General features: G+C 63.7%; 19 protein-coding genes and 1 tRNA gene. 4 read left to right on the top strand and 16 right to left on the bottom strand.

Annotated features, from left to right (window positions below; genetic code table 11):
* Position 1: 1 nt before the first annotated feature.
* From AB0O87_RS07140 to AB0O87_RS07130, 3 genes are all read right to left on the bottom strand, one after another.
* On the bottom strand, positions 2-568 hold the full coding sequence (locus AB0O87_RS07140) for a LemA family protein (protein WP_363513358.1): 567 nt from the start codon (positions 566-568) through the stop codon (positions 2-4).
* Positions 569-653: 85 nt separating this feature from the next.
* Entirely contained in the window at positions 654-1,967 is a 1,314-nt protein-coding gene (locus AB0O87_RS07135; RefSeq protein WP_363513355.1) for a D-arabinono-1,4-lactone oxidase, read from the bottom strand.
* A complete protein-coding gene (locus AB0O87_RS07130) occupies positions 1,964-3,211 on the bottom strand; it encodes an alanine racemase (protein ID WP_363513352.1) in 1,248 nt (415 codons plus the stop codon). The genes AB0O87_RS07135 and AB0O87_RS07130 overlap by 4 nt, the downstream gene beginning before the upstream one ends.
* A gap of 88 nt (positions 3,212-3,299) precedes the next feature.
* Here AB0O87_RS07130 and AB0O87_RS07125 point away from each other — a divergent pair.
* A tRNA-Leu gene (locus tag AB0O87_RS07125) sits at positions 3,300-3,372 on the top strand.
* A 5-nt stretch (positions 3,373-3,377) separates the two neighbouring features.
* Here AB0O87_RS07125 and AB0O87_RS07120 read toward each other — a convergent pair.
* The 9 genes from AB0O87_RS07120 to AB0O87_RS07080 all read right to left on the bottom strand — a co-directional run bounded on the left by AB0O87_RS07120 (position 3,378) and on the right by AB0O87_RS07080 (position 12,330).
* Entirely contained in the window at positions 3,378-4,058 is a 681-nt protein-coding gene (locus AB0O87_RS07120) for a DedA family protein (protein WP_363513349.1), read from the bottom strand.
* A gap of 194 nt (positions 4,059-4,252) precedes the next feature.
* Positions 4,253-5,716 carry an FAD-dependent oxidoreductase gene (locus AB0O87_RS07115; RefSeq protein ID WP_363516126.1) on the bottom strand — a complete coding sequence of 488 codons (1,464 nt, stop codon included), beginning with the start codon at positions 5,714-5,716 and terminating at the stop codon, positions 4,253-4,255.
* Positions 5,717-5,741: 25 nt separating this feature from the next.
* Entirely contained in the window at positions 5,742-7,049 is a 1,308-nt protein-coding gene (locus AB0O87_RS07110) for a S8 family serine peptidase (protein ID WP_363513346.1), read from the bottom strand.
* A 2-nt stretch (positions 7,050-7,051) separates the two neighbouring features.
* On the bottom strand, positions 7,052-7,588 hold the full coding sequence (locus AB0O87_RS07105; protein ID WP_363513343.1) for a DUF501 domain-containing protein: 537 nt from the start codon (positions 7,586-7,588) through the stop codon (positions 7,052-7,054).
* 46 nt (positions 7,589-7,634) lie between these two features.
* The gene (locus AB0O87_RS07100; RefSeq protein ID WP_363513340.1) at positions 7,635-8,168 is read right to left on the bottom strand and encodes a septum formation initiator family protein; all 534 of its coding nucleotides are present in this window, start codon (positions 8,166-8,168) and stop codon (positions 7,635-7,637) included.
* A 79-nt stretch (positions 8,169-8,247) separates the two neighbouring features.
* Positions 8,248-9,528, bottom strand: a complete 1,281-nt coding sequence (eno, locus tag AB0O87_RS07095) for a phosphopyruvate hydratase (protein ID WP_363513337.1) — start codon at positions 9,526-9,528, stop codon at positions 8,248-8,250.
* Between the two features lie 100 nt (positions 9,529-9,628).
* Positions 9,629-10,288: an O-methyltransferase gene (locus tag AB0O87_RS07090; RefSeq protein WP_363513334.1), complete on the bottom strand. Its 660-nt coding sequence runs from the start codon at positions 10,286-10,288 to the stop codon at positions 9,629-9,631.
* A 31-nt stretch (positions 10,289-10,319) separates the two neighbouring features.
* Entirely contained in the window at positions 10,320-11,276 is a 957-nt protein-coding gene (locus AB0O87_RS07085; protein ID WP_363513331.1) for a type II CAAX endopeptidase family protein, read from the bottom strand.
* 4 nt (positions 11,277-11,280) lie between these two features.
* On the bottom strand, positions 11,281-12,330 hold the full coding sequence (locus AB0O87_RS07080) for a DUF1648 domain-containing protein (RefSeq protein ID WP_363513328.1): 1,050 nt from the start codon (positions 12,328-12,330) through the stop codon (positions 11,281-11,283).
* 106 nt (positions 12,331-12,436) lie between these two features.
* Between AB0O87_RS07080 and AB0O87_RS07075 the strand changes: the two genes are divergently transcribed.
* Both AB0O87_RS07075 and AB0O87_RS07070 read left to right on the top strand, forming a co-directional pair.
* Complete coding sequence (locus AB0O87_RS07075) at positions 12,437-12,874, top strand: DUF4442 domain-containing protein (RefSeq protein WP_363513325.1); 438 nt, start codon at positions 12,437-12,439, stop codon at positions 12,872-12,874.
* A 45-nt stretch (positions 12,875-12,919) separates the two neighbouring features.
* Positions 12,920-14,149 (top strand): APC family permease, encoded by a 1,230-nt coding sequence (locus AB0O87_RS07070; RefSeq protein WP_363513322.1) that lies wholly within the window; start codon positions 12,920-12,922, stop codon positions 14,147-14,149.
* Here the strand turns inward: AB0O87_RS07070 and AB0O87_RS07065 are convergent.
* From AB0O87_RS07065 to nhaA, 4 genes are all read right to left on the bottom strand, one after another.
* Entirely contained in the window at positions 14,075-14,926 is an 852-nt protein-coding gene (locus AB0O87_RS07065; protein ID WP_363513319.1) for an SGNH/GDSL hydrolase family protein, read from the bottom strand. The genes AB0O87_RS07070 and AB0O87_RS07065 overlap by 75 nt on opposite strands.
* A gap of 173 nt (positions 14,927-15,099) precedes the next feature.
* On the bottom strand, positions 15,100-16,350 hold the full coding sequence (locus tag AB0O87_RS07060) for an ATP phosphoribosyltransferase regulatory subunit (protein ID WP_363516123.1): 1,251 nt from the start codon (positions 16,348-16,350) through the stop codon (positions 15,100-15,102).
* Positions 16,351-16,422: 72 nt separating this feature from the next.
* Positions 16,423-17,076, bottom strand: coding sequence for a MazG family protein (locus AB0O87_RS07055; RefSeq protein ID WP_363513317.1), 654 nt, complete (start codon positions 17,074-17,076; stop codon positions 16,423-16,425).
* A gap of 5 nt (positions 17,077-17,081) precedes the next feature.
* Complete coding sequence (gene nhaA / locus AB0O87_RS07050; RefSeq protein ID WP_363513314.1) at positions 17,082-18,251, bottom strand: Na+/H+ antiporter NhaA; 1,170 nt, start codon at positions 18,249-18,251, stop codon at positions 17,082-17,084.
* A 105-nt stretch (positions 18,252-18,356) separates the two neighbouring features.
* Between nhaA and AB0O87_RS07045 the strand changes: the two genes are divergently transcribed.
* Entirely contained in the window at positions 18,357-21,050 is a 2,694-nt protein-coding gene (locus AB0O87_RS07045) for a phosphoenolpyruvate carboxylase (protein ID WP_363513311.1), read from the top strand.
* Positions 21,051-21,141: the final 91 nt, after the last annotated feature.

Below are 21,141 nucleotides of genomic sequence, written 5' to 3'. Positions count from 1 at the left end.
TTCAGAACTGTACGCGCGGCGCTTCCGAGATTGCGCTGCTGTCGGCAACCTCGAAGAACTCGCGCTCGGTGAATCCCAGCCCCTTGGCGAACAGATTGTTCGGGAACACCTTGATCTTGGTGTTGAGCTCCCGCACGCCACCGTTGTAGAAACGGCGCGCTGCCTGGATCTTGTCTTCGGTGTCGACGAGTGCCTGCTGCACCTGCAAGAAGTTTGTGCTCGCTTGAAGCTGGGGGTAGGCCTCGGCCACGGCGAAGAGACTACGCAGAGCCTGCTGGATGTGACCCTCTGCAATGCCCGCTTCTCCTGGTCCACCGGCAGAGAGCGTCTCGGCGCGAGCGCGAGTGACGTTCTCAAACACCGCTTTCTCGTGCGAGGCGTAGCCCTTGACCGTCTCGATCAGGTTGGGGATCAGGTCGGCTCGTCGCTTCAGTTGCACAGTGATGCCGCTCCACGCCTCATCGACGCGAACCTTCAGCTGCACCAACGAGTTGTACGTGGCCCACAGATAGATGCCGATGAGCAGGATTACTCCGACAACGATCAGTACCGGCACGAGCCATTCCATCAGAGGCCCACCTTCCTCATGTTTCTTTTATCCTAGACGCGCAGTCTGCACGTGGACTGGGCATGCATGGCCAGCCGGGAGCTTGCTAGCTTCCCAGCACCCGTTCCAGGTAGCGGTTGCCGAAACTGCGCTCCGGGTCCCACTGGTTTCGTAGCTCGACAAAGTCGTCGAATCGCGGGTACTGCTCACGCAGCGAATTCGCTGTCAGTGTGTGCATCTTTCCCCAGTGCGGACGTCCACCGAACTCGCGCAGGATGCTTTCCACCGCGTCGAAGTATTCCGTCGGGTCTGCGCGCCAGTATCGATGAACCGCGATGTACGCACTCGCGCGGTCGTAGGCTGTCGACATCCAGCGGTCGTCCGCCGCCGCGAAACGCACTTCGATCGGGAACTCAATCCGCCACCCTCGTTGCTCAACGAGAGCACGCACGGCTGCGAATGCCGCGACGACATTCTCTGCCGGCAACGCGTACTCCATCTCGTGGAACCGCACGCTACGCCTTTGAGTCAGCACACGGTGCGAGAGGTCGGTGTACTCACGATCACCGGTCAGCTTGACAGCAATCCGGCTGAAGTGCGGGGTGACCGCAGGGATAACCTGTCCTGCGGCGCAGGCGAGGCGGTAAACCCCATTGGAGAGCAGGGATTCGTCGATCCACCGCCCTACTTTGGGGAGGGGCTTGCGAGCGGTCGACTCCGGCAAGCGATTCTGGCGCTTCGTCAGCGCCACTCTGGTGTGCGGGAACCAGTAGAACTCGAAGTGATCAGACTCCGCAACGCGTGTATCGAGGGTGGCAAGCACATCGTCAAGCGGTGCCGGCTCATCGATTGCATGCATCACAAAGGCCGGAACACACTGCAGCGTGACTTCAACGATGATGCCGAGCGCGCCCAGTCCGAGTGTCACTGCCGGAAGCAACTCCGGCTGGTGCTCTTCATCGATGCGAACGAACTCGCCAGCCGCCGTCACCATCGTCACCCCGACAACCTGCGTCGCGAGTCCGCCGAACTGTGCCCCCGTGCCATGCGTGCCCGTCGAGATGGCGCCGGAGATCGATTGCCGATCGATGTCGCCCAGGTTCTGCATCGCCAGGCCGTGCGGTGCAAGCAGCCTGGGGATGCGGTGCAGCCGGGTGCCAGCAAGAAGAGTGACTCTTCCGGTAGCGGCATCGGCTGCAACGAGACCTTGGAGGTCGGCAAGTTCCAGCAGAACCCCTGGTGCCACAGCAATTCCCGTGAAGCTGTGCCCTGCCCCCACTGCCTTCACCGAGAGGCCCTGTCGCACAGCAGCCACGACAGCCCGCTGCACTCCCTCGGCGCTGCGTGGACGTTCGACCCGCACGGGACGCACCGCCGCTGAGCGACTCCAGTTTTGCCATGCGCCGCCGATTCGTGTCACAAGAAGGCCTTTCCCTCGCCACGATACGTGGGCAATTCGTCGATGATGTCGTCGCCAGAAACCAAGTAGTACCGCTCGATGCGCTCGGCTGGTTCGCCGCTTTTTGCGTGCCGGAACCAGACGCGGTCGCCCACCCCGATTGATGCGGCAGCAGAACCCTGAAGCGGTGTTTGCACCTCGCCTGCCGCTTCGCGCGAGAGGGTCTTGAGCCCCGCTGGCCATACTGGGCGCGGCTGTCGTGACGCCGTGGGCGGCCCGGAAGCGATCCACCCGCCGCCGAGCACCGTGACCATATCCGCCGCGGGGCGCCGTACGACGTCGAAAGCAAATGCCGAGGCAGGTGCGGGGCGGAACGACCGGTAGCCGTCGAACAGATGACCACCGAGCAGGCCACTACCTGCGCTCGCCTCGGAGAGCGACTCGTCGCTTCCGGTGAACTCTAAAGACCCCGTGCCGCCGCCGTTGAGAAACTCCAACGGTGCGACGGTGCTCACCGCCTCGGCGATGGCGGCCCTTCGCTCCCGCAGTTCAGAGCGTGAGCGCGCCTGAACCATCCGGATCAGCGGGGCATCAGAACCGGCACTGTCACCCTGGCCAGCAATCTGTGCGTCGTACATCTGCAGACCGACGAGCTGGAAGCCCTGGCGTGCGTTGACCTTGCGCGCAAACGCTGCCACCTCACCTGGCGAAAACAACGCCGACCGGCGTACGCCAATATGTCCGAGCAACGCTGAGCGCCAGGAGGCATCGACGTCGATCGCCACACGGATATTTGGACGCTTCGCAGGACTGACCACGCTGTCGATCATGTCGAGGTGGGCGAGGTCGTCGACCATCAAGGTGATGCGTCTAGCGGCCTCCTCGTCTGCGCAGAGCCGGGCGACCCCCGCCTTATCGACGGTGGGATAGCCGAGCACGATGTCTTCGTGGTCTTGAGCGAGCCAGAGTGCCTCTTCGAGGGTGAACGCGAGAATGCCTCGAAATCCTGGAAGCTTCAGCACCGCATCCATCACGGACCGTACCCGGACCGACTTTGAAGCCACGCGGATAGGAAGTCCCCCCGCACGCGCTAACAAATCCATCGCGTTGTAGCGCAGAGCTTCGCGGTCAATCACCGCGACCGGCGCGGGCAAATGCGCTGTCACTGCTGCGAGGCGCGACCAGTATCGAGCCGGGTTCTCCCATTCAGGCGCCACAGTGGACGCATCAGAGGCAGGGCTCAGTTCATCAGTGAGATCGAGCACTCCCCCACCCTACGGGGTTCATGTCTACCGGCTCACGCTCAGCGTCACGACGTGGCCTGCCCGTGGGCGACGATAAGCTGGCGGTGTAGCCCCCGTAGCCCAATGGCAGAGGCAGGCGACTTAAAATCGCTACAGTGTCGGTTCGAGTCCGACCGGGGGTACTCGATTATTCGTTGTGTTTTTCGACGTTCTCTGCCGCGCGAGCCTTCGTCTCGCGGCGCGTAACAGCGGCCTCTCGCACGCGTCGTGCGATGAGAACGGCAAGTGCGATCGCAATCGCACCGTACACAAAGTAGTCGAGGTACTGGAGGTATCCCTCCAGTAGCGCATGCTGGGTGCCGAGCGCTGCCCCGATGCCGATGAGCAGGGTGTTCCAGAGGCCACTGCCGATGATTGTGTAGACACTGAAAAGGACGAGGTTCATCCGAGATGCCCCGGCGGGGATGGAGATCAGGCTACGAACACCGGGCAACATGCGTCCGACCAAAACAGTCCAGCCGCCGCTGCGAGTAAACCACTCGGATCCTCGTTCGAGGTCTGTACGGCTGACGAGGCGCGTGGCTGCGATCATCCGCACAGCGCGGTCCATGCCGATCGCAGCACCGAGCCAGTAGAGCAGAAGGGCGCCGAGCCACGAAGCCACGGTGCTCCACAAAATGAGCCACCCCAGGTTCAGAGAGCCGCTCTGGCTGAGATACCCCGCAAACGGCAGGATCACCTCGCTGGGAATCGGAGGGATCAAGACCTCGAGAAAAACAAGCACACCCACGCCGATATCGCCGAGGGCGGTGAGGACGTCGGCGGCGAAGCCGGTGAGTCCAGTGAAGCCAGGATCGGCTTCGGTCATCGGGAGCATCGGTATACCCGTCCTGTTTGTGATGCGAGCCGACGAGAGTAACGACGACATTGCAGACGGGATTGCTCCCTTTCAGCGCCCAAACTAGCGGCTTCACCTGTGCGTCGCCTCACAGCGAACGCATCGAAAACGACGATCGGCCCCGGTGCAGAGCACACGGGGCCGATCGTCTTGTGAAGAGAGCGCTACTTGGTAGTGGTCTCTTCTGGCGTTGCGTCTTTCTTGACTGCGGGCTTCTTCGCAGCGGGCTTTTTGACGGCCGGCTTCTTCGCAGCTGGCTTGGCTGCAGCTGGCTTGGCTGCTTCCTCTGCCGGTGCGGCGGGAGCAGCTGGGCGCGGACGAGCGGCGAACTCTTCGAAGACGTAGCGCGGGTTCTGCACTGTCTCAAGGTTCACGAGGTCGCGGCCGAGCCACAGGTTGTTCCACCAGCCACCGATCACACGGAACTTGCGCTCCCATGTGGGCATTGCGAGGCCGTGGTAACCGCGGTGCGCCACCCAGGCCACGAAGCCCTTGAGGGCGATCTTGCCGGACTGGAAGACACCGTTGTAGAGACCAAGACCTGCGACAGCGCCGAGGTTCTTGTGGAAGTAGTCCCGCGGGTTTTCTCCGCGGAGCACAGCCACAAGGTTCTTCGCGAGAAGCTTGGCCTGACGAACGGCGTGCTGAGCGTTCGGGACGCAGTTGCCACCAACCCCGCCACCGGAGAGGTCAGGGACAGCCGACACGTCGCCCGCAGCCCATGCGCCCTCGACAAATGCTTCGGGGGTTCCGACGCGCAGATCGGCGCGAGTCTGAATGCGACCACGCTCCTCTACCGGCAGGTCGCCGCCGCGCACGACGGTGGGGTTTGCCATGACACCGGCGGTCCACACGATGACGTCGGTCGGGATGACCTCGCCGGTGGAGAGCTCGACGTTGCCGTCAACCGCGCTCGTGAGCTGCGTGTCGAGGTGTACGTTCGCGCCGCGCTTTGCGAGGTCTTTCAAGACCCACTCGCTGGTCGGCAGCGAGACCTCTGGCATGATCCTCCCCATCGCCTCGATGAGGTGGAAGTGCGTGTCTTCGAAGCTCAGCTGCGGGTACCTTCCCACAAGCGAAGAAGCCAGCGAGCGGAGCTCAGCAAAGACCTCGATGCCAGCGAAGCCACCGCCGACAACGACGACAGTCAACAGACGGTCGCGCTCGGGGCCAGCAGGCAACGAAGCGGCCTTGTCGAAGTTGGACATGACGCGGTCACGAATCGCGACTGCCTCTTCAATGGTCTTCAGTCCGATCGCGTTGTCGGCGATCCCCGGAATCGGGAACGTACGTGAGACGGCACCAGCGGTGACGACGATCTGGTCGTACGCGAACTCGTATGGGTCACCAACTGGCGGCGTGATCGTGGCGACCTTTTGCGCGTGGTTGATGCCGGTCACCTTGGCGGTGACGACGTGGGTGCTCTTGAGGTGGCGGCGGTGCGCAACCACAGAGTGCCTGGCTTCGATGCCGCCGGCGGCAACTTCAGGAAGGAACGGCTGGTACGTCATGTACGGCAGCGGGTCAACCATGGTCACCTCCGCCTCACCCTTGCGCAGGTGCTTTTCGAGCTTCCAGGCGGTGTAGAAACCTGCGTACCCTCCGCCGACGATCAGGATCTTGGGCACAGTGCTGTTCTGAGGCACAGAAGAACTACTCCTCGGAGTCGTGGATTTGGCGTACGGGAATGCGCGCCGATCGGATGCGCCGGGCAGCTGCGGTGACGCCAAGCGCTACCAGGATACCAGGGACCGTGACCGCAATGAGCGGCAGGGTACCGTAGCGCAATGAATCAGCGCTGGGAAGCAACGGTGAACTGGCCTCTGTTGGCACATCGGCGGCTGGCAGCGGCGGCACTTCGACTGCCGTGACAGTGGGCGCAGGTAGTGGTTCCGTCTCCGCTTTTCGGAAGACCCGAATCCACTCCGCCAGGTCACCCATCGGGTTTTCACTCACCGGAGCGATGTCGGCCGTAACGGCCGCTTCGGCGTCTACCAAACCGTATCCGTAAAGCGGATCTTGCGGTTTGGCCGCGTCCGGTACCGGGATGGCAGTCGAGATGATGCGATTGATGACGTCGTTCGCTGTGATGTCGGGGTGGGCGGCGCGCACCAGCGCAGCCACTCCCGCCACGATCGGAGCCGCACCACTGGTCCCCCGCCAAGAGACAACCTCTCCGTCGGCGGAGACACCGATCAACCCCTCGCTGGGGGCAGAGATGCCGATCGTAATTCCTTGGGTCGAGGCCTCCACGCTGGCGGTACCGGTCTGATCCACACCGCCGACGGTCAGCACGCCCGGGATTGTCGCTGGTGCACCGATGATGTTCGTTCCGCTGCCCCTATTGCCAGCGGCAACGACGACCACGACGTCGTTCTCGAAGGCATACAGAAATGCGTCGTCCCAGCTTTCGTCCCAGTCGAGGGTGTTGGTGGTGAACGACAGGTTGATGATGTCGGCGCCGTTGTCGACGGCCCACCGCATGCCATTTGCCACCTGCTCGGTAAAGGGAACAGCGGCCGCAGCACCAAACCCTACAGATATCGACAGCAGATTGGCCTCTGGGGCGACGCCAATCATTCCCGTACCGTCGGCCGCACCGCGCCCCGCAGCAAGAGAGGCCACCCAGGAACCGTGGTTTCCGTCGACAGCGCCCAACGGAGTGCGACCATCTGGCGTACCAGCGCCGGAGACATCGGTGCCGCCGACAACGGCCTCATCAAACACTCCTGGCACTTTTCCGATGCCGGTATCGATGATGGCAATCGTGACGCCTTCACCACGCGTGGTCTGCCATGCCTCGCGGATTCCCGCCCCATCGAGCCAATACTCTGACGCGCGCACCGGATCGGCCGGATCATCAGGAACAGGTTGCGGGGTGGCGGTGGCACCGGTGAGCAGCACAGACACCGCCACCACCACAATGGCGGCGGCGGAGCGTAGCGTCCGACGGGTGGTCATGGTTAGTCAGTCGTGCCTTCGTGTGTCGCAGCGCCAGGGTTCTCACACCGGCAGTTCGATGGGGACCAGGAAGACCGTGCGAGCGCCGCATCACCGATGGGGTTAACCCCCGACCCCGCGGCCAGCGCGTGTCCGGCCAGAGCATGCAGACACTTCACGCGCGTGGGCATGCCTCCAGCCGAAATGCCGTCGATCTCAGGCACATCGCCAAACTGTGCACGATCGGCGAGGAACGCCTCGTGCGCGGCGAGATACGCCGCGGCAACGTCTTCATCTTCGGCCAGGAGCGCCGCCAGCTCCGGCATCACCTGAGTTGCCTCAAGCGTTGACATCGCCGCTGTCGCTGCCGGGTGCGTCAGATAGTAGAACGTCGGAAACGGCGTTCCGTCTGGAAGACGGGGCGTCGTTGCAACCACCGTCGGGTTACCGCAGACGCAGCGGGCTGCGATACCGACCACGCCGCGAGCTTCGCGACCGAGCTGGGCCGATACGACGGCGAGTTCGGCAGGCGTGGGGGCAGAGAAAGGCGGCGTAGTCACTCCCCCAGCGTAGGGGAGCCGCCCGAGAAGTCGCTCGGAGCCTCGCCTACGGAGCGACCGTTGCGGTAGAACTCAGACCGGTAGAGACGATCGTGCGCAAGAGTTGCGGCATCCAGTCCGTCGGCTTCTCTTCGAGCGTTTCGCTGACAGGATCTTGCTCACGCGGGAGAGCCGAAGCATCGAGGTCGTTGTCGATCAGATAGACGACCTCGCCAGGCTTGACGTAGTAGAGGCGCTCTCGTGCCTTGGTGGTGATGTAGGCCGGGTCGCTCCACCGCTCACGCTCGGAGACGAGGGCCGCAATCTCGTCTTCACTCACCTGCACCGAAGCTTCAAGCGCGGCGATCTTCTGGCGCTGATCGATATATGTCCCGAGCGTCGGAACGAGCACCCAGGCGCCGAGCACCACGAGCGAGAGCATGATGACGGAGAAAGCCGAAAGTCGGATGCCAGATGCCCACTCACGCACATCGACACGCGGCGTCGTGCCGCGTGTTCGCTTCGCACGCTGCGGAGCCGGAGCGTCTGCGCCGCCCTTCGGTGCTGGAGACGACGAAGGAGGAGCCGGTCGACGTGCCACGGCTCCTCCTTCGTCGTACCTCGACACTCGCGACTTTTAGACGCGAGTGTCGAGGCGTTTCTCTCTGTGTCAGTTGTGCTCAGGCCTGCGAGCGCGGGAACGCGGAACGACCGGCGAAGACCGCGGCGTCACCGAGCTCTTCTTCGATGCGCAGGAGCTGGTTGTACTTCGCAACGCGCTCGCTGCGAGCAGGGGCGCCTGCCTTGATCTGGCCCGCGTTGGTGGCGACGACCAGGTCGGCGATCGTGGTGTCTTCGGTCTCACCTGAGCGGTGCGAGAGCATCGCCGTGTAACCGGAGCGCTGAGCGAGGCTGACCGCGTCGAGCGTCTCGGTGAGCGTGCCGATCTGGTTGACCTTGACGAGCAACGAGTTGGCGACGCCACGCTTGATACCGTCGGCGAGACGCTGCGGGTTGGTGACGAACAGGTCGTCACCCACAAGCTGCACCTTGGAGCCGAGGGCATCCGTGAGGTGCTTCCAGCTGTCCCAGTCGTCTTCGGCCAGCGCATCTTCGATCGTGACGATCGGGAAGTCGTTGACGAGCCCGACGTAGTACTCGGTGAGCGCTGCCGCGTCCCAGTCCTTGTTGTCGAGGCGGTAGACGCCGTCTTTGAAGAACTCCGTCGCAGCGACGTCAAGGCCAAGCGCGATGTCGGTGCCAGGCGTGAAGCCAGCCTTCTCGATCGCCTTCACCAGGAAGTCGAGTCCTTCACGGTTGCTGGGCAGGTCGGGGGCGAAGCCGCCCTCGTCGCCGAGGCCGGTGGCGTAGCCAGCAGCCTTCAGCTCTGCACGCAGCACGTGGTAGGTCTCGACACCCCAACGCAGCGCCTCGGAGTAGGTCTCGGCGCCGATCGGCGCGAGGAAGAACTCCTGCATGTCGATGCCGTTGTCGGCGTGCGAGCCACCGTTGATCACGTTGAACAGCGGAACGGGCAACACGTGCGCGTTCGGGCCACCCAGGTAGCGGAACAGCGGCAGGTCGGCCGAGTCTGCGGCGGCCTTCGAAACTGCAAGGCTCACGCCGAGGATGGCGTTCGCGCCGACGCGCTTCTTGTTCTCGGTGCCGTCGACCTCGATCAGGATCTCGTCGACGATGCGCTGTTCGCTCGCCTCGATGCCCTCAAGTGCCGGTCCGAGCTCATCGATGATGGCGTCGACGGCCTTGAGCACGCCCTTGCCGGCGTAGCGGTCCTTGTCGCCATCGCGAAGCTCGTACGCCTCGAACGCACCAGTGGATGCACCAGAGGGGACGGCCGCCCGCTGGACGATGCCATCGTCGAGGAGAACTTCTACCTCTACGGTCGGGTTTCCGCGCGAGTCAAGAATCTCGCGTGCGCCTACAGCCTCGATCAGTGCCACTGATGTGCTCCTTACTCAGGGGGAAAACGTTGTGTGGAGCGTCGTCGATCCGCGCCCAGTCTAGCCCCAGGCATCCGACAGAGTAAGGAACCTGCTGTGCTCAGACGACGACCGCGACCGCGACGCCATCCCAGCCTTTCGCTCCGACTGTCTGGAGTGCGGTGGCATCGAACCGAGGATCGTCGCCCAGCATCTTGAGGGCATCTCGTGTGCCGATCACTTGGGAGTCAGTGGTGTCGTCACGGATGATCTCCCCCGCGCGTCCGATGTTGTCCAGCACAACGACGGTGCCTGGATGACCAAGCTTCGCCGCCCAGTCCAGGTACAGCGTGTTCGATTCCTTATCGGCATCGATAAACACCAGATCGAAACCGCCGACAAGCGTCGGCAATACGTCTGCTCCCCTGCCCACCCGGATATCAACGCGCTCCCCGATGCCAGCGGCGTCGATACTGGCGCGAGCAATAGCGGCGTTCGCGGATTCTGCCTCGATCGTCACGACCCGGCCGTCCGCGCCGACGGCGCGCGCGAGCCAGATCGTCGAGTAACCGCCGAGGGTACCGATCTCCAACACCCGCCGCGCACCGCAGATGCGTGCGAGTAAGTGCAAGAACTTGCCGGCAACGGGGGCGACCTCGATGGCGGGCAGGCCATTTGCACGCTGTGCACGAAGAGCCTCTTCGAGCGCATCGTCGACGCCTATGAGGGTGTCTGCGAGGAACGCATCAGTCTGCAACCAGGCGTCAGGCGTGGGGTTCATTTGCTTAGCCAACCTCCACTGTCGCCGCCCGTCAAGAGCGCGGTTCGGAGAGCAGACGCCCCGGTCCGCCGGAGAGTTCCGGCTGCTTCCGGAACTGGCCGGTGATGCTGAGCACGACGGCGACCAGCGCGAGCACGACCCACGCCGCAACTCCGAGGGGACCAGCAAGGGCGAGATCGGATGGCGTGGCAGCGACCAAGAAAATAAGACCCGCAGCGGCGTTCAGCGAACCATGGGCGATCACGGCGGGCCAGACAGATGCTGATCGCAGACGCAGCCACCCCAAAAGCACACCCCAGGCAACGCAGCCGCCGATCATAAACAGCACGCCGGTGATGTCGGTGCGGTCAAAGTTGTACCCGAGCAGAATGATCGGGCTGTGCCAGATACCCCAGACCACGCCGCTGAGGATTAGTGCAGGCCAAGTGCCCAAGGGGCGCAACGCGGGAAGCAACCACCCTCGCCAACCAAGCTCTTCACCGAACGCGAGGAAGCTGTTGATCAACGCGCCCAAAGGAATCATCGCCAGCTGCGCGATGACGACGACCTCGACCGGAGGTAGCGGTGTTCCGGCCGGGAGCATCTTCTCAAGCTCGGCAGAGAAAGCGGCGAACGTGAGGTCGAGCTGCACGAACCCGAATGCCGCAGCCGCCAAGACACTGAGCGCTACCAATACTGGCGGCACGAGCCAGCCTGCCACCATCAGCCAGACCACGCGTTTGGCTGGGCGCAGCGGCCACAGTCCGAGAAAGCGCGCCCGCTGCCCGCGAGCAGGCACCCCCATCGCCCACATGACGATCAGCGTCGCCACGGCCGGCGTGAACATCATGGCGGATATCAAGACGCCTGCCATCGGGTCTGCAAGACCTTCCCCGAGCCAGAGCGGCAGAATCACCAACCAGGCCAGGGCGCAGACGATGACAGTGAAGACAATGACCGCTGGCCAGTGCACCTTCGAAACCTGAAGAGCGTGGGGTGTTGACCTCATGCGTTCACCTGCTTTTCTGTATAGCCAGAGCGAGCGTCGCCGCTGCCGTCTCCGCGTCATCGACCGTGACGACAAAACGTCGCCCGGCAGTGCGTGTCACTTCGAGTGCCTCTCCACGACGCAGCACCACGGCGTACCGCCCGTCGAGACCGTAGCGTAAACCCCATCCGCCAAACTCACCGAACGGGTCGACCTCGATCACTCGCACCGATTCCACATCGTCGGCGGGGATCTCGACCTTCGGCCAGCCCACGCGGGAGCGCACGGTGAGCCCGGCAGGGCTGATGCGCACTCGGAAGGTAGACGCCGCGACCAATGACCCGATCACGATGGCGCAGGAAGCGCACATAATAACGACGGCCGCGAGACCGCCGTCATCCGTCATGAGAATGATGATTGTCAGTGCAACGAGCACCAGCACGCACCCACCCAGCACATATCGACCGCTCCGCGCGATGGTCGCGGTGCCTGTCCACACCATCCGCCCTGATGTTGAGGTCGATGTCGTGTGCGGCGCCGCTGGGGCTACCGTGCGATGCGACTCCGGCAGCGGTGTGCGTGGCTGCAAAATCCACCCCAGCACTGTGCCCGCGATCAGCAACGCAAATCCGACCAGCACGGCGAGACCGATATCGGGAGCATCGGCTGCATCTGCAAGGCCGCGTTGCGAGCCGGCCGATGCGAGGCAGACGAGCGACATCATGGCAGCGAGACCGAGGTTTACTGCGCCGAGAAGCTTTGCACTGGTTGACCACTGCGAGTTGCCCGCGTCAGCGGCAGGCGCCGCACGACCATTCTGTGGCAAGCGGTGCGCGAACCACGCAAGGAGCGCGAAGGCGAGCACCATCGCCGCGATCCCTCCCAGGATCACCAGGTACGTCCAACTCGGACCAAAACCATCGACACCGTCGTCCGACCAGTGAGTGGCGACCGGATCTGGCAGCTCTGGCAGCCAGATGATGACCACAAGCGCCGACGCGAGCAGGAGCGCGAGCGGGATCACGCCCCCTACCCATACGAAGGTGGCACGGGCACGACCAACAGGATTATTCATACGCTGATCTCCACAATAGTGACACCCCTCTACGCAGCTTTGTACGTTCTCGCATCTCCGCCACACTGACGACAGGCGCATTACACCCCGCCGCCTCGCGATCGGCATGAGCCTGTGGATACCTAACCTCTTCAACGGCATCCGCATCCGTCATTTCAGCGAGAATTGGACGCACGCCACGGTAGAGCTGCACGTGAACGTGTTCACCCGAAACTACGTCAAAACAGCGTTCGGTGGGTCGATGTCCGCCATGACAGACCCGTACTTTTTCATGCTGCTAATGCACCAGCTCGGGCGGAGCTACGTGGTGTGGGATACCAAAGGCGAGATCGAATTCCTCAAGCCGGGACGAGGGACACTCACCGCAGAGTTCGAGGTGCCGCAAGAGAAGGCAGCAGAGATTCGCGAACGTGCACGCGGCGGAGCAAAGGTGTTGGAGTGGTTTGAGACGGTGATCACTGACAGTGAAGGCGACGTCGTGGCGAAAGTGCGCCGCGAGGTCTACATCCGAGAGAAGAAGCGAGTAGCAACGTCTCGAGGCTGACCCTCACTTCACCCGCCATTAACCGCCGCGTGGGAGCATGGGCTGGTGCCCCTCGCCCGCCGCCTCACGCTTGCAGATGCCGTCGCTATCGGCCTGGGTTCGATGATCGGCGCTGGCGTCTTCGCTGTATGGGCCCCCGCCATCGGTGTTGCGGGCAGCGGGATTCTCATCGCGCTCGCCATCGCCGCTGTCGTGGCGTACCTCAACGCCACCGCATCCGCGCAACTCGCCGCCGTGCATCCTGTCGCCGGAGGAACATACGCGTACGCCCGCGCGGAGATCGGTCCGTGGTGGGGTTTTATCGCTGGCTGGAGCTTTGTAATAGGAAAGATCGCCAGCTGCGCAGCCATGGCAATGACCTTCGCCGCGTACGCCGCACCGACAGGCTGGCAGGTACCGATTGCCGTGGTCGCCGTCGCTGCGCTCGCGGTTGTGAACTGCTTTGGCGTGACCAGGACTGCTCTGTTGACGCGCGTGCTCGTCGTGATCTCCCTGCTCGGCATCGCCGTCGCCGTCGGATTCGGGCTCGGTGCGGTGTCGACCGCTGCTCCTACCCCGCTGCCAGATGCGACAGCGTATGGCGTCTTGCAGGGCGCTGGGCTGCTGTTCTTCGCCTTCGCCGGCTATGCCCGCATTGCGACGATGGGCGAAGAAGTCGTCGACCCGGCACGGACCATTCCCCGTGCGATCGTCTTGGCGTTGGCCGGAGCAGTCGTCGTCTACGCCCTCGTCGGAACAGCCATCGTTCTTGTGCTGGGCGCCGACGCCGCGAGCTCGACAGCCCCACTTGTCGACCTCCTCGACCGCGCGGGTGGAGCCGCGCTGTCGCCGATCGTGCGAGTTGCCGCAGCGACCGCCTCTCTCGGAGCTCTGCTGGCGCTGATGACAGGGATCGGCCGAACCACGCTGGCGATGGCCCGAGAGAGCGATCTGCCGCGGTTTCTTGCGAAAGTCGATGCGAGGTACCACGTGCCTCAGCGAGCCGAGATCGCTGTCGCCATCGTCGTGATCGCCATTGTGTCCGCCGCTGACCTCCGCGGGGCGATCGGGTTCTCCTCCTTCGGAGTCTTGCTTTATTACCTCATCGCGAACGCCGCCGCGTTCCGGCAATCAGGAGCTGCCCGCCGCTATCCGAGAGCGTTCCAGGTGCTGGGCGCGCTCGGATGCTTGGTGCTGATGAACACGCTCCCCGTCTTGGCCTCACTCCTCGGGACTGTGGTGGTGCTCCTCGGTATCGGATACCGAATGCTGCGACTCCACCTCACACGACGCTGACGCTGACGCTGACGCTGCGCGGCAGACGGCGGGCAGCAACGCCTCCGCCGTGCGCCGGTACCCCAAGGCACTCGGATGAAAACGGTCGAGGCTGAACATGGCCTCGGGCTCATCGAAGAACATCGGACCAACGGAACGACGCAGATCGACGGGCTCAGCGCCGGCGTGCCTGGCCGTCTCGTCTTGCACCACCGCGAGCCGCCGCGACAAGCTCGATACGATCCGGCGCAGCGGTTGCGGCACTGCGCGCAGGGTCCCCAGGTCGGGGCAGGTGCCGACAACGACTTCGGCCCCAAGTGCACGCAGGTGCCCGATCGCCTCATGCAAGTGCTGCGCTGACAGCGCGAGGGGCAACCGGTGCGTCACATCGTTGCCGCCGACCACGATGACGGCGACGTGTGGGCGATATCCAGGTGTGAGCTTGTCGAGTTGCTCTGGCAGATCCGGCGACTCCGACCCCACAATTGCCACGGTGCGAAGCCGCACTGGCCGTCGAAGACGTCGAGCCGTCGCCTTCGCCAATCGTCCGCCGAGTGTTTCTTTGCGATGCTCGGCGCCTAGTCCGGCCGCCAGCGAATCCCCCAGGAGCAACAGCTCGATCGGATCACCTCCGAGAGACGAACGCCACACCCGATCCGCATCCAAAGACTCCTCGCCGAGGGGCTTGCCGATGCGTCTGCGAGCGACCGCTGCCTGACGCTTCAGAGTGATCTGGACGCTGACGACCAGGAGTGCAGCGGTAAATCCTCCGGCCATCCACAGGCGAAATCGGCTCACAACTCGATTCGAGCCGACCGCCATGAACGCGGAGTGAACGACCCTGCCCGTCCACCTGTCGGGAGAACGCACGCTGTGCACCCGAAACCACACCACAACTTCCGACATCCGTACCAACTCCCGACAACTGAACCGGGTGGGACGGGAGTGGGGGGGGAACGAGACGGGGGGGGTTAGGAGAGGGGCTTGAGGTCTAGGGCGGTGGTGCCGGGTGCGACGGTGGCGAACGATGTGTAGCCGTCGGCGGCCGAACGCTCCAGCAACGCTTTGAGGTTCTTGGTGCGTCGTTCGAGGCGCACGCGTGATCCTGCGGCGATCAGCGCGGCTTTATGGCGCACGAGTTCATCAACCGGCACATCAGCATCGTGGATGAGGACGACAGCGCGCACCACAGAATCTGCATCGTCCGCCACCAAGTCGACGAGTCGTTCGAAGCCGAGCGAGAAGCCGACTGCTGGCACCTGCTGCCCCAGGAAACGACCGATCATGCCGTCGTAGCGACCACCGCCGCCGAGCGAGTATCCGACAGAGGGGTGCGCCAGCTCAAAAATGGTGCCGGTGTAGTACCCCATACCGCGCACGAGGAACGGGTCGAACACCAGAGGCACGTCGGACTCCCCTCGTCCTGCGGCGACGGCTGCACCAATTCCCACCAGGTGCTCGATGAGGTCTGCCGGCACATCTTGCGGGAGCGCCTTGCGAATCTGACGCTCTCCGAAAGGGTGGAACTCCCGCGTCTGCGGACGCCGCAGGAAAGCCTCGAACGCATCGACGGCCTCGGCAGAGGTACTGCGTTCACGGAGTTCTTTCGCAACACCCTCCGGACCCACCTTGTCGAGCTTGTCGATCGTGATGAGCACGCCTGGCCGCTCGTCTGCTGTGAAACCGAAACTGTCGAGCATCCAATCCAGCACTCGGCGATCGTTGATGCGCACACTCGATCCGTCGAGCCCCAACGCATCGACGGCGTCGAGGGATGCGACCATCAGCTCGGCTTCTGCCCGCGAAGAGTCATCACCGATGATGTCGATGTCGCACTGCACAAACTGGCGGTAACGCCCCTTCTGCGGGCGTTCAGCACGCCAGACCGGACCGATCTGAATCGACCGAAAGACACCGGGGAGCTGTCCACGGTTGCTTGCATAAAAGCGTGCGAGCGGCACCGTGAGGTCGTAGCGCAACCCGAGGTCGGAGAGCGCTGCCGGGTCTTCTGCGCCTGCGCGAATCGCGTCGGCGTCCAGCCCTCGACGCAGCACGTTGTAGGAGAGCTTCTCATTGTCTCCTCCAATACCGGCGTGCAGGTAGGTGTAGTCCTCGACGACCGGCGTTTCGATTTCGTCGAAGCCATGCGCGAGGTAGCGCTCGCGAATGATGGACAGCACGCGCTCGCGGCGGGTCTTATCGGCGGGGAGGATGTCGCGCATACCGCGCGGCGGGTTCACAGTAGCCACAGATTCATCTTTCCAGGTCGGTTGCTCCCGATACGCATCAAGCGCTCAGGAGGTTGCTTCTGCCGCACGCACGTCGTCTTCCAGCGTGCGCAGTCGTTCACGAAGCGCGCGCTCTGCATCCCAGCCCTCGACCCGTGCGGTCTCGACAAGTGCGAGCAGCGCTTCACCGAGCTCAGCCTCAGATGACGGTGCCTTCTCTGCCGCTGTCAGCGGGACAGCAGCGCCCACCCCCGTCGCACGCCCCGTCAATTTCTGAGCGAGTGCGAGGGCCGGCATGCTGCGCGGAATACCGTCGAGAACGCTGTTTCTCGTGCGCTTTTCTGCCGCCTTGGCGGCGTTCCAGTGCACCAGCACCTGCTCCGGGGTCTCGGCGACCTCATCGGCGAACACGTGCGGGTGCCTGCGCATCATCTTCTCAGTGAGCGTCTGCGCCACATCGTCGATGTCGAACGGATGATCCGGGTCTTCCGCGGCAATAGCCGAATGGAAAAGCACCTGCCACAGCAGATCGCCGAGCTCTTCTCGCAGGTCTTCTGCCGTGCCGCTTTCTACCGCGTCGATAACCTCGTGCGACTCTTCGATGAGATACGGCACAAGATCGCGGTGGGTGATGCGTTGCGACCACACGCAACGTTCACGCACTGCCCGCATCGTTTCGGCGGCTACGCGGAGCGCATCATCGGCGTGGGGCTCTGACATCGGACTCAGGAAGAAACTGCTGCAGTCCGACGGTAGAAACGGGCCCGCGCCGAGACAATGATCATCGAAAGCACGAGGGCGATCAGCGAACCGACAAGCACACCGAGGATCGCCTGATCCCGAATTCCGGGATCTCCATCGAACGCGAGATTCGACAGCAACAACGACACGGTGAAGCCGATACCGCCGAGCGCACCGGCAGCCAAAATGTCACCAAACGGCAACGCCGGGTCTGCGCCCTTCGGGCGAATGCGCATCGCGATCCAGCCGAACAACGAGATACCGATGATCTTGCCGACGGGCAAAGCAACCACAATCGCCCAGAACGCCGGAGAAAGCTCGCTGATCGAGAGCTCAGGAATCACGACGAACGCCGCGACAAAAGCGAAGATCGGAAGAATTGCGCCGTTTACTGTGGGCTCAAGTGCATGCCTGGTGCGACCGGCAGGCACCGGCGCCATCACAAGCCCGAGCAGGACACCAGCGATTGTCGCGTGGATGCCGGAGGAATACATCAGCCCCCAGGTGACAAGGCCGACGATGACCATCGCTACCGCGATTATCGTGTGCCCCTTGGCGTGCAACAACCGGCTCAACAGCCAGAAGACGGCAACGCCGACGATTGCGAGCCCCAGCTGCAACCACTGCACGTCGTCGGTAAAGACAACGGCAATGAAGATGATGCCGATGATGTCGTCGAGAATCGCCAACGCAAGCAAGAAGACGCGCACGGTAGACGGAAGCCCTCGGCCGAACATGGCAAGCACACCGAGTGCAAATGCGATGTCTGTCGCCGTAGGAATCGGCCAGCCAGAGGACGTCGAGCTGTCACCGCCGGCAATCAGCAGGTACACCGCAATCGGAATGAGCACGCCACCGGCTGCCGCAATCGCAGGCTGCAGCGCCTTGCGCGGAGAGTCGAGCTCGCCGTGCGTCAACTCGTGGCGGAGTTCGATCGCCACCATAAGGAAGAACACCGCGAGCAGGCCGTCGGAGACCCAGTGCGAAATCGACAGATCAAGATCAGTGCCAGGCACCGCGATATGAAAGTCGAGGAACGCCGCCAACCCATCATGGGTAGGCAGGTTCGCGAAGAGCAGGCCAAGGCCAGCCGCGACAAGGAGAAGGACGGCCGGGAACTGCTGACCCCGCAGGGGGTTCGGTGAGATGCGCATCGCTTCTATCGTAGATCGCTCGCCTTGCCCACGCCTCCTCGCGCGCAGTAAAGAGCAGACGTCATGCGTGCAAAACACCCCCGCTGTGCGGGTTACTCTCGAAGTGTGACCCCCGCACACTCTTTCTCTGAACCCACAAACACCGAAGCGATCCGCGTGATCGGCCGCTTTGAAGCTGGCCGCGGCATCCCAGATGCCATGCGCACCGACGTCAGAATGCTCGGGCAACTGCTCGGGCAAGTACTGCGCGAAGCAGGCGGCGATGGACTCTTCGAAGATGTTGAACGCCTTCGTCTCGCGACGATCCAGGCCTACGACGAAGAGACCTCAGACGCCTTCACCCGCGCTGCAGCGATCGCCGAGTCTTTCACCGTCGCGAGAGCTGACGAAGTCGCGCGTGCCTTCACGTGCTACTTCCACCTCGTCAACCTGGCAGAAGAACACCAGCGGGTGCGCGTGTTGCGCGAGCGCGCTGGGCAGCCAGGGCGCGAAGATGCGGCCGACACCGTCGCCACCGCCTACGCACGCCTGCGCACAGAGGTGGGCGATGAAGAGGCCAGCCGCCGCCTGAAAGGCCTGCGCTTCCAGCCCGTCTTCACCGCGCACCCGACAGAGGCGCGTCGCCGGGCCGTATCGTCGAGCATCCGTCGACTCTCCGAATTGCTGACACAGCACGACACCGCCAGCGAAGGCGGCGCAGAAGAGCACCGCGCTCGCCGCCGCATGCTCGAAGAGATCGACACTCTCTGGCGTACCGGGCCGTTGCGCTCGCAGAAGCCGTCGCCGACCGACGAGGTGCGCACGGTGATGGGGGTATTCGATGAGACGCTGTTCACCACCGTTCCGCACGTATACCGCCGCATCGACGACGCACTGCGCGGCGAAGACTCCGGTGCGAGTGCGCCGGTCGTCCCCGCCTTCGTACGGATTGGTTCGTGGGTGGGCGGTGACCGAGACGGCAACCCATTCGTCACGGCATCCGTCACCCGTGAGGCTTCCCAGATCGCCGCCGATCACGTTTTGCGCGGCTTGGAGCGTGCGCTGGAGCGCATCGGACGCACTCTCACGCTCGCCGCAGACGACACTCCACCCAGCGCGGAAGTTGTCGCGCTGTGGGAGCGATTCGCTGCCGCGGAGCCAGAAGTGGCAGCAGAGCTTGCTACCCGCTCCCCCGATGAACCGCACCGTCGCGTGCTGCTTGTGATGAGCAGGCGCGTCGCCGCTATTCGTCGCGGCGACGGCCCCCAGGGCTACTCCCGCCCAGAAGAACTTTTGGCTGATCTGCGAACAGTGCAGTCGTCGCTCGCAGAAGCTGGCGCGAAGCGTCATGCATTCGGGGGCGTGCAGCACCTGATTTGGCAGGTCGAAACGTATGGCTTCCACCTGACGGAACTCGAGGTGCGTCAGCATTCTCAGGTACACGCGAAGGCTTTGGCCGAGCTCGACGCCGGAGACGAGCTGAGCGCGCAGACCGAAGAGGTCCTCGACGTGTTCCGCGCCATCGCCGACATCCAGCGCGACCGCGGCCTGCGCGCCGCCGGACGCTACGTGGTGTCGTTCACTCAGGCAGCCTCCGACCTCTCCAACGTGTACCGCCTTGCGCGATACGCGCTCGGCGACGATGCTCCTGTGCTCGATGTTGTGCCTCTTTTCGAGACTTTCGCTGATCTGCAGGCAGCGCCGGAGATTCTCGCCGAAGCGGTGACCTTCCCCGAGTTCCAGCAGCGTATGGCCGCTACCGGCAACCGACTCGAAGTGATGCTCGGGTATTCGGACTCGTCGAAGGATGTCGGTCCTGTTGCCGCGAACTTGGCGCTGTACGAAGCCCAGGAAAAGATCGCGCGGTGGGCATATGAGTCTGGGATCGAGCTCACCCTGTTCCATGGTCGCGGTGGCGCACTCGGACGCGGCGGCGGACCGGCGAACTCGGCGATCCTCGCGCAGCCACCGCACTCGGTCGATGGTCGGTTCAAGCTCACCGAACAAGGCGAGGTTATCTTCGCGCGTTATGGCGAGCCAGCCATCGCCATGCGGCACATCGATCAGGTCGCCGCGGCGACTCTGCTCGCGTCTTCTCCCACCGAGGAGGCACGCACGAGCCAGGCGGCAGCGCGCTACGCCGAGGTCGCATCGATCATGGATGCCGCTTCACGCGAGCGCTTCTTCTCGCTGGTGAAGGCCGAGGGCTTTGCCCCATGGTTCGCCACGGTTACTCCCCTAGAAGAAATCGGCTTGCTGGCGCTGGGGTCCCGCCCCGCTCGCCGCGGGCTGTCTGTGGAGTCCCTCGAAGACCTCCGGGCCATCCCGTGGGTGTTCGCCTGGACGCAGGCTCGCATCAACCTCGCTGGTTGGTTCGGTCTCGGGACCGCCCTGGATGCCGTCGGCGACGAGGGATTGCTCGCCGAGGCGTACCGCGAGTGGCCGTTGCTTCGCACCATGATCGACAACGTCGCCATGAGCCTCGCTAAGACCGACGAGCGTATTGCGCGCGAGTACCTGGCGCTCGGCGACCGTGACGACCTCGCTCAGCTCGTGCTCGACGAACTCGCGATCACGCGCCGCTGGGTTATTCGCCTCACCGGCGGCGAAAGCCTGCTGGAAAACAAGCCTGTGCTGCAACGAGCAGTGCAATTGCGAAGCCCGTACGTCGACGCTCTCTCGCTGCTGCAGCTTCGCGCTCTTCGCGCACTGCGCTCCGCCGAAGAGAACCCTGGCGGCTCCGGCGCCGATGCCGAGCAGCAGCGGTTGCTGTTGCTCTCCGTCAGCGGTGTCGCCGCCGGCCTCCAGAACACGGGGTGATTGTCGCCATCGCCGCCGAGCGGAAAAGCTCTCGTTCGGCGGCGACTAGAGTGAAATCTCTGCCTGACCCGGCATAGCCTCACGCGACACA

Origin of the sequence: Microbacterium sp. NPDC076768 (assembly GCF_040687205.1) — a bacterium.
Classification (GTDB): domain Bacteria; phylum Actinomycetota; class Actinomycetes; order Actinomycetales; family Microbacteriaceae; genus Microbacterium.
Note: the sequence above shows the minus strand (reverse complement) of the source record. Positions and strands in the feature narration are given on the sequence as shown.

What these genes read in the sequence shown, in the direction of transcription:
- AB0O87_RS07140 (WP_363513358.1), bottom strand. Translation starts at nt 568, where the DNA reads ATGGAATGGCTCGTGCCGGTACTGATCGTTGTCGGAGTAATCCTGCTC.
- AB0O87_RS07120 (WP_363513349.1), bottom strand. Translation starts at nt 4,058, where the DNA reads ATGACCGAAGCCGATCCTGGCTTCACTGGACTCACCGGCTTCGCCGCC.
- AB0O87_RS07110 (WP_363513346.1), bottom strand. Translation starts at nt 7,049, where the DNA reads ATGACCACCCGTCGGACGCTACGCTCCGCCGCCGCCATTGTGGTGGTG.
- AB0O87_RS07090 (WP_363513334.1), bottom strand. Translation starts at nt 10,288, where the DNA reads ATGAACCCCACGCCTGACGCCTGGTTGCAGACTGATGCGTTCCTCGCA.
- AB0O87_RS07085 (WP_363513331.1), bottom strand. Translation starts at nt 11,276, where the DNA reads ATGAGGTCAACACCCCACGCTCTTCAGGTTTCGAAGGTGCACTGGCCA.
- AB0O87_RS07080 (WP_363513328.1), bottom strand. Translation starts at nt 12,330, where the DNA reads ATGAATAATCCTGTTGGTCGTGCCCGTGCCACCTTCGTATGGGTAGGG.
- AB0O87_RS07075 (WP_363513325.1), top strand. Translation starts at nt 12,437, where the DNA reads ATGAGCCTGTGGATACCTAACCTCTTCAACGGCATCCGCATCCGTCAT.
- AB0O87_RS07060 (WP_363516123.1), bottom strand. Translation starts at nt 16,350, where the DNA reads ATGCGCGACATCCTCCCCGCCGATAAGACCCGCCGCGAGCGCGTGCTG.
- AB0O87_RS07055 (WP_363513317.1), bottom strand. Translation starts at nt 17,076, where the DNA reads ATGTCAGAGCCCCACGCCGATGATGCGCTCCGCGTAGCCGCCGAAACG.
- nhaA (WP_363513314.1), bottom strand. Translation starts at nt 18,251, where the DNA reads ATGCGCATCTCACCGAACCCCCTGCGGGGTCAGCAGTTCCCGGCCGTC.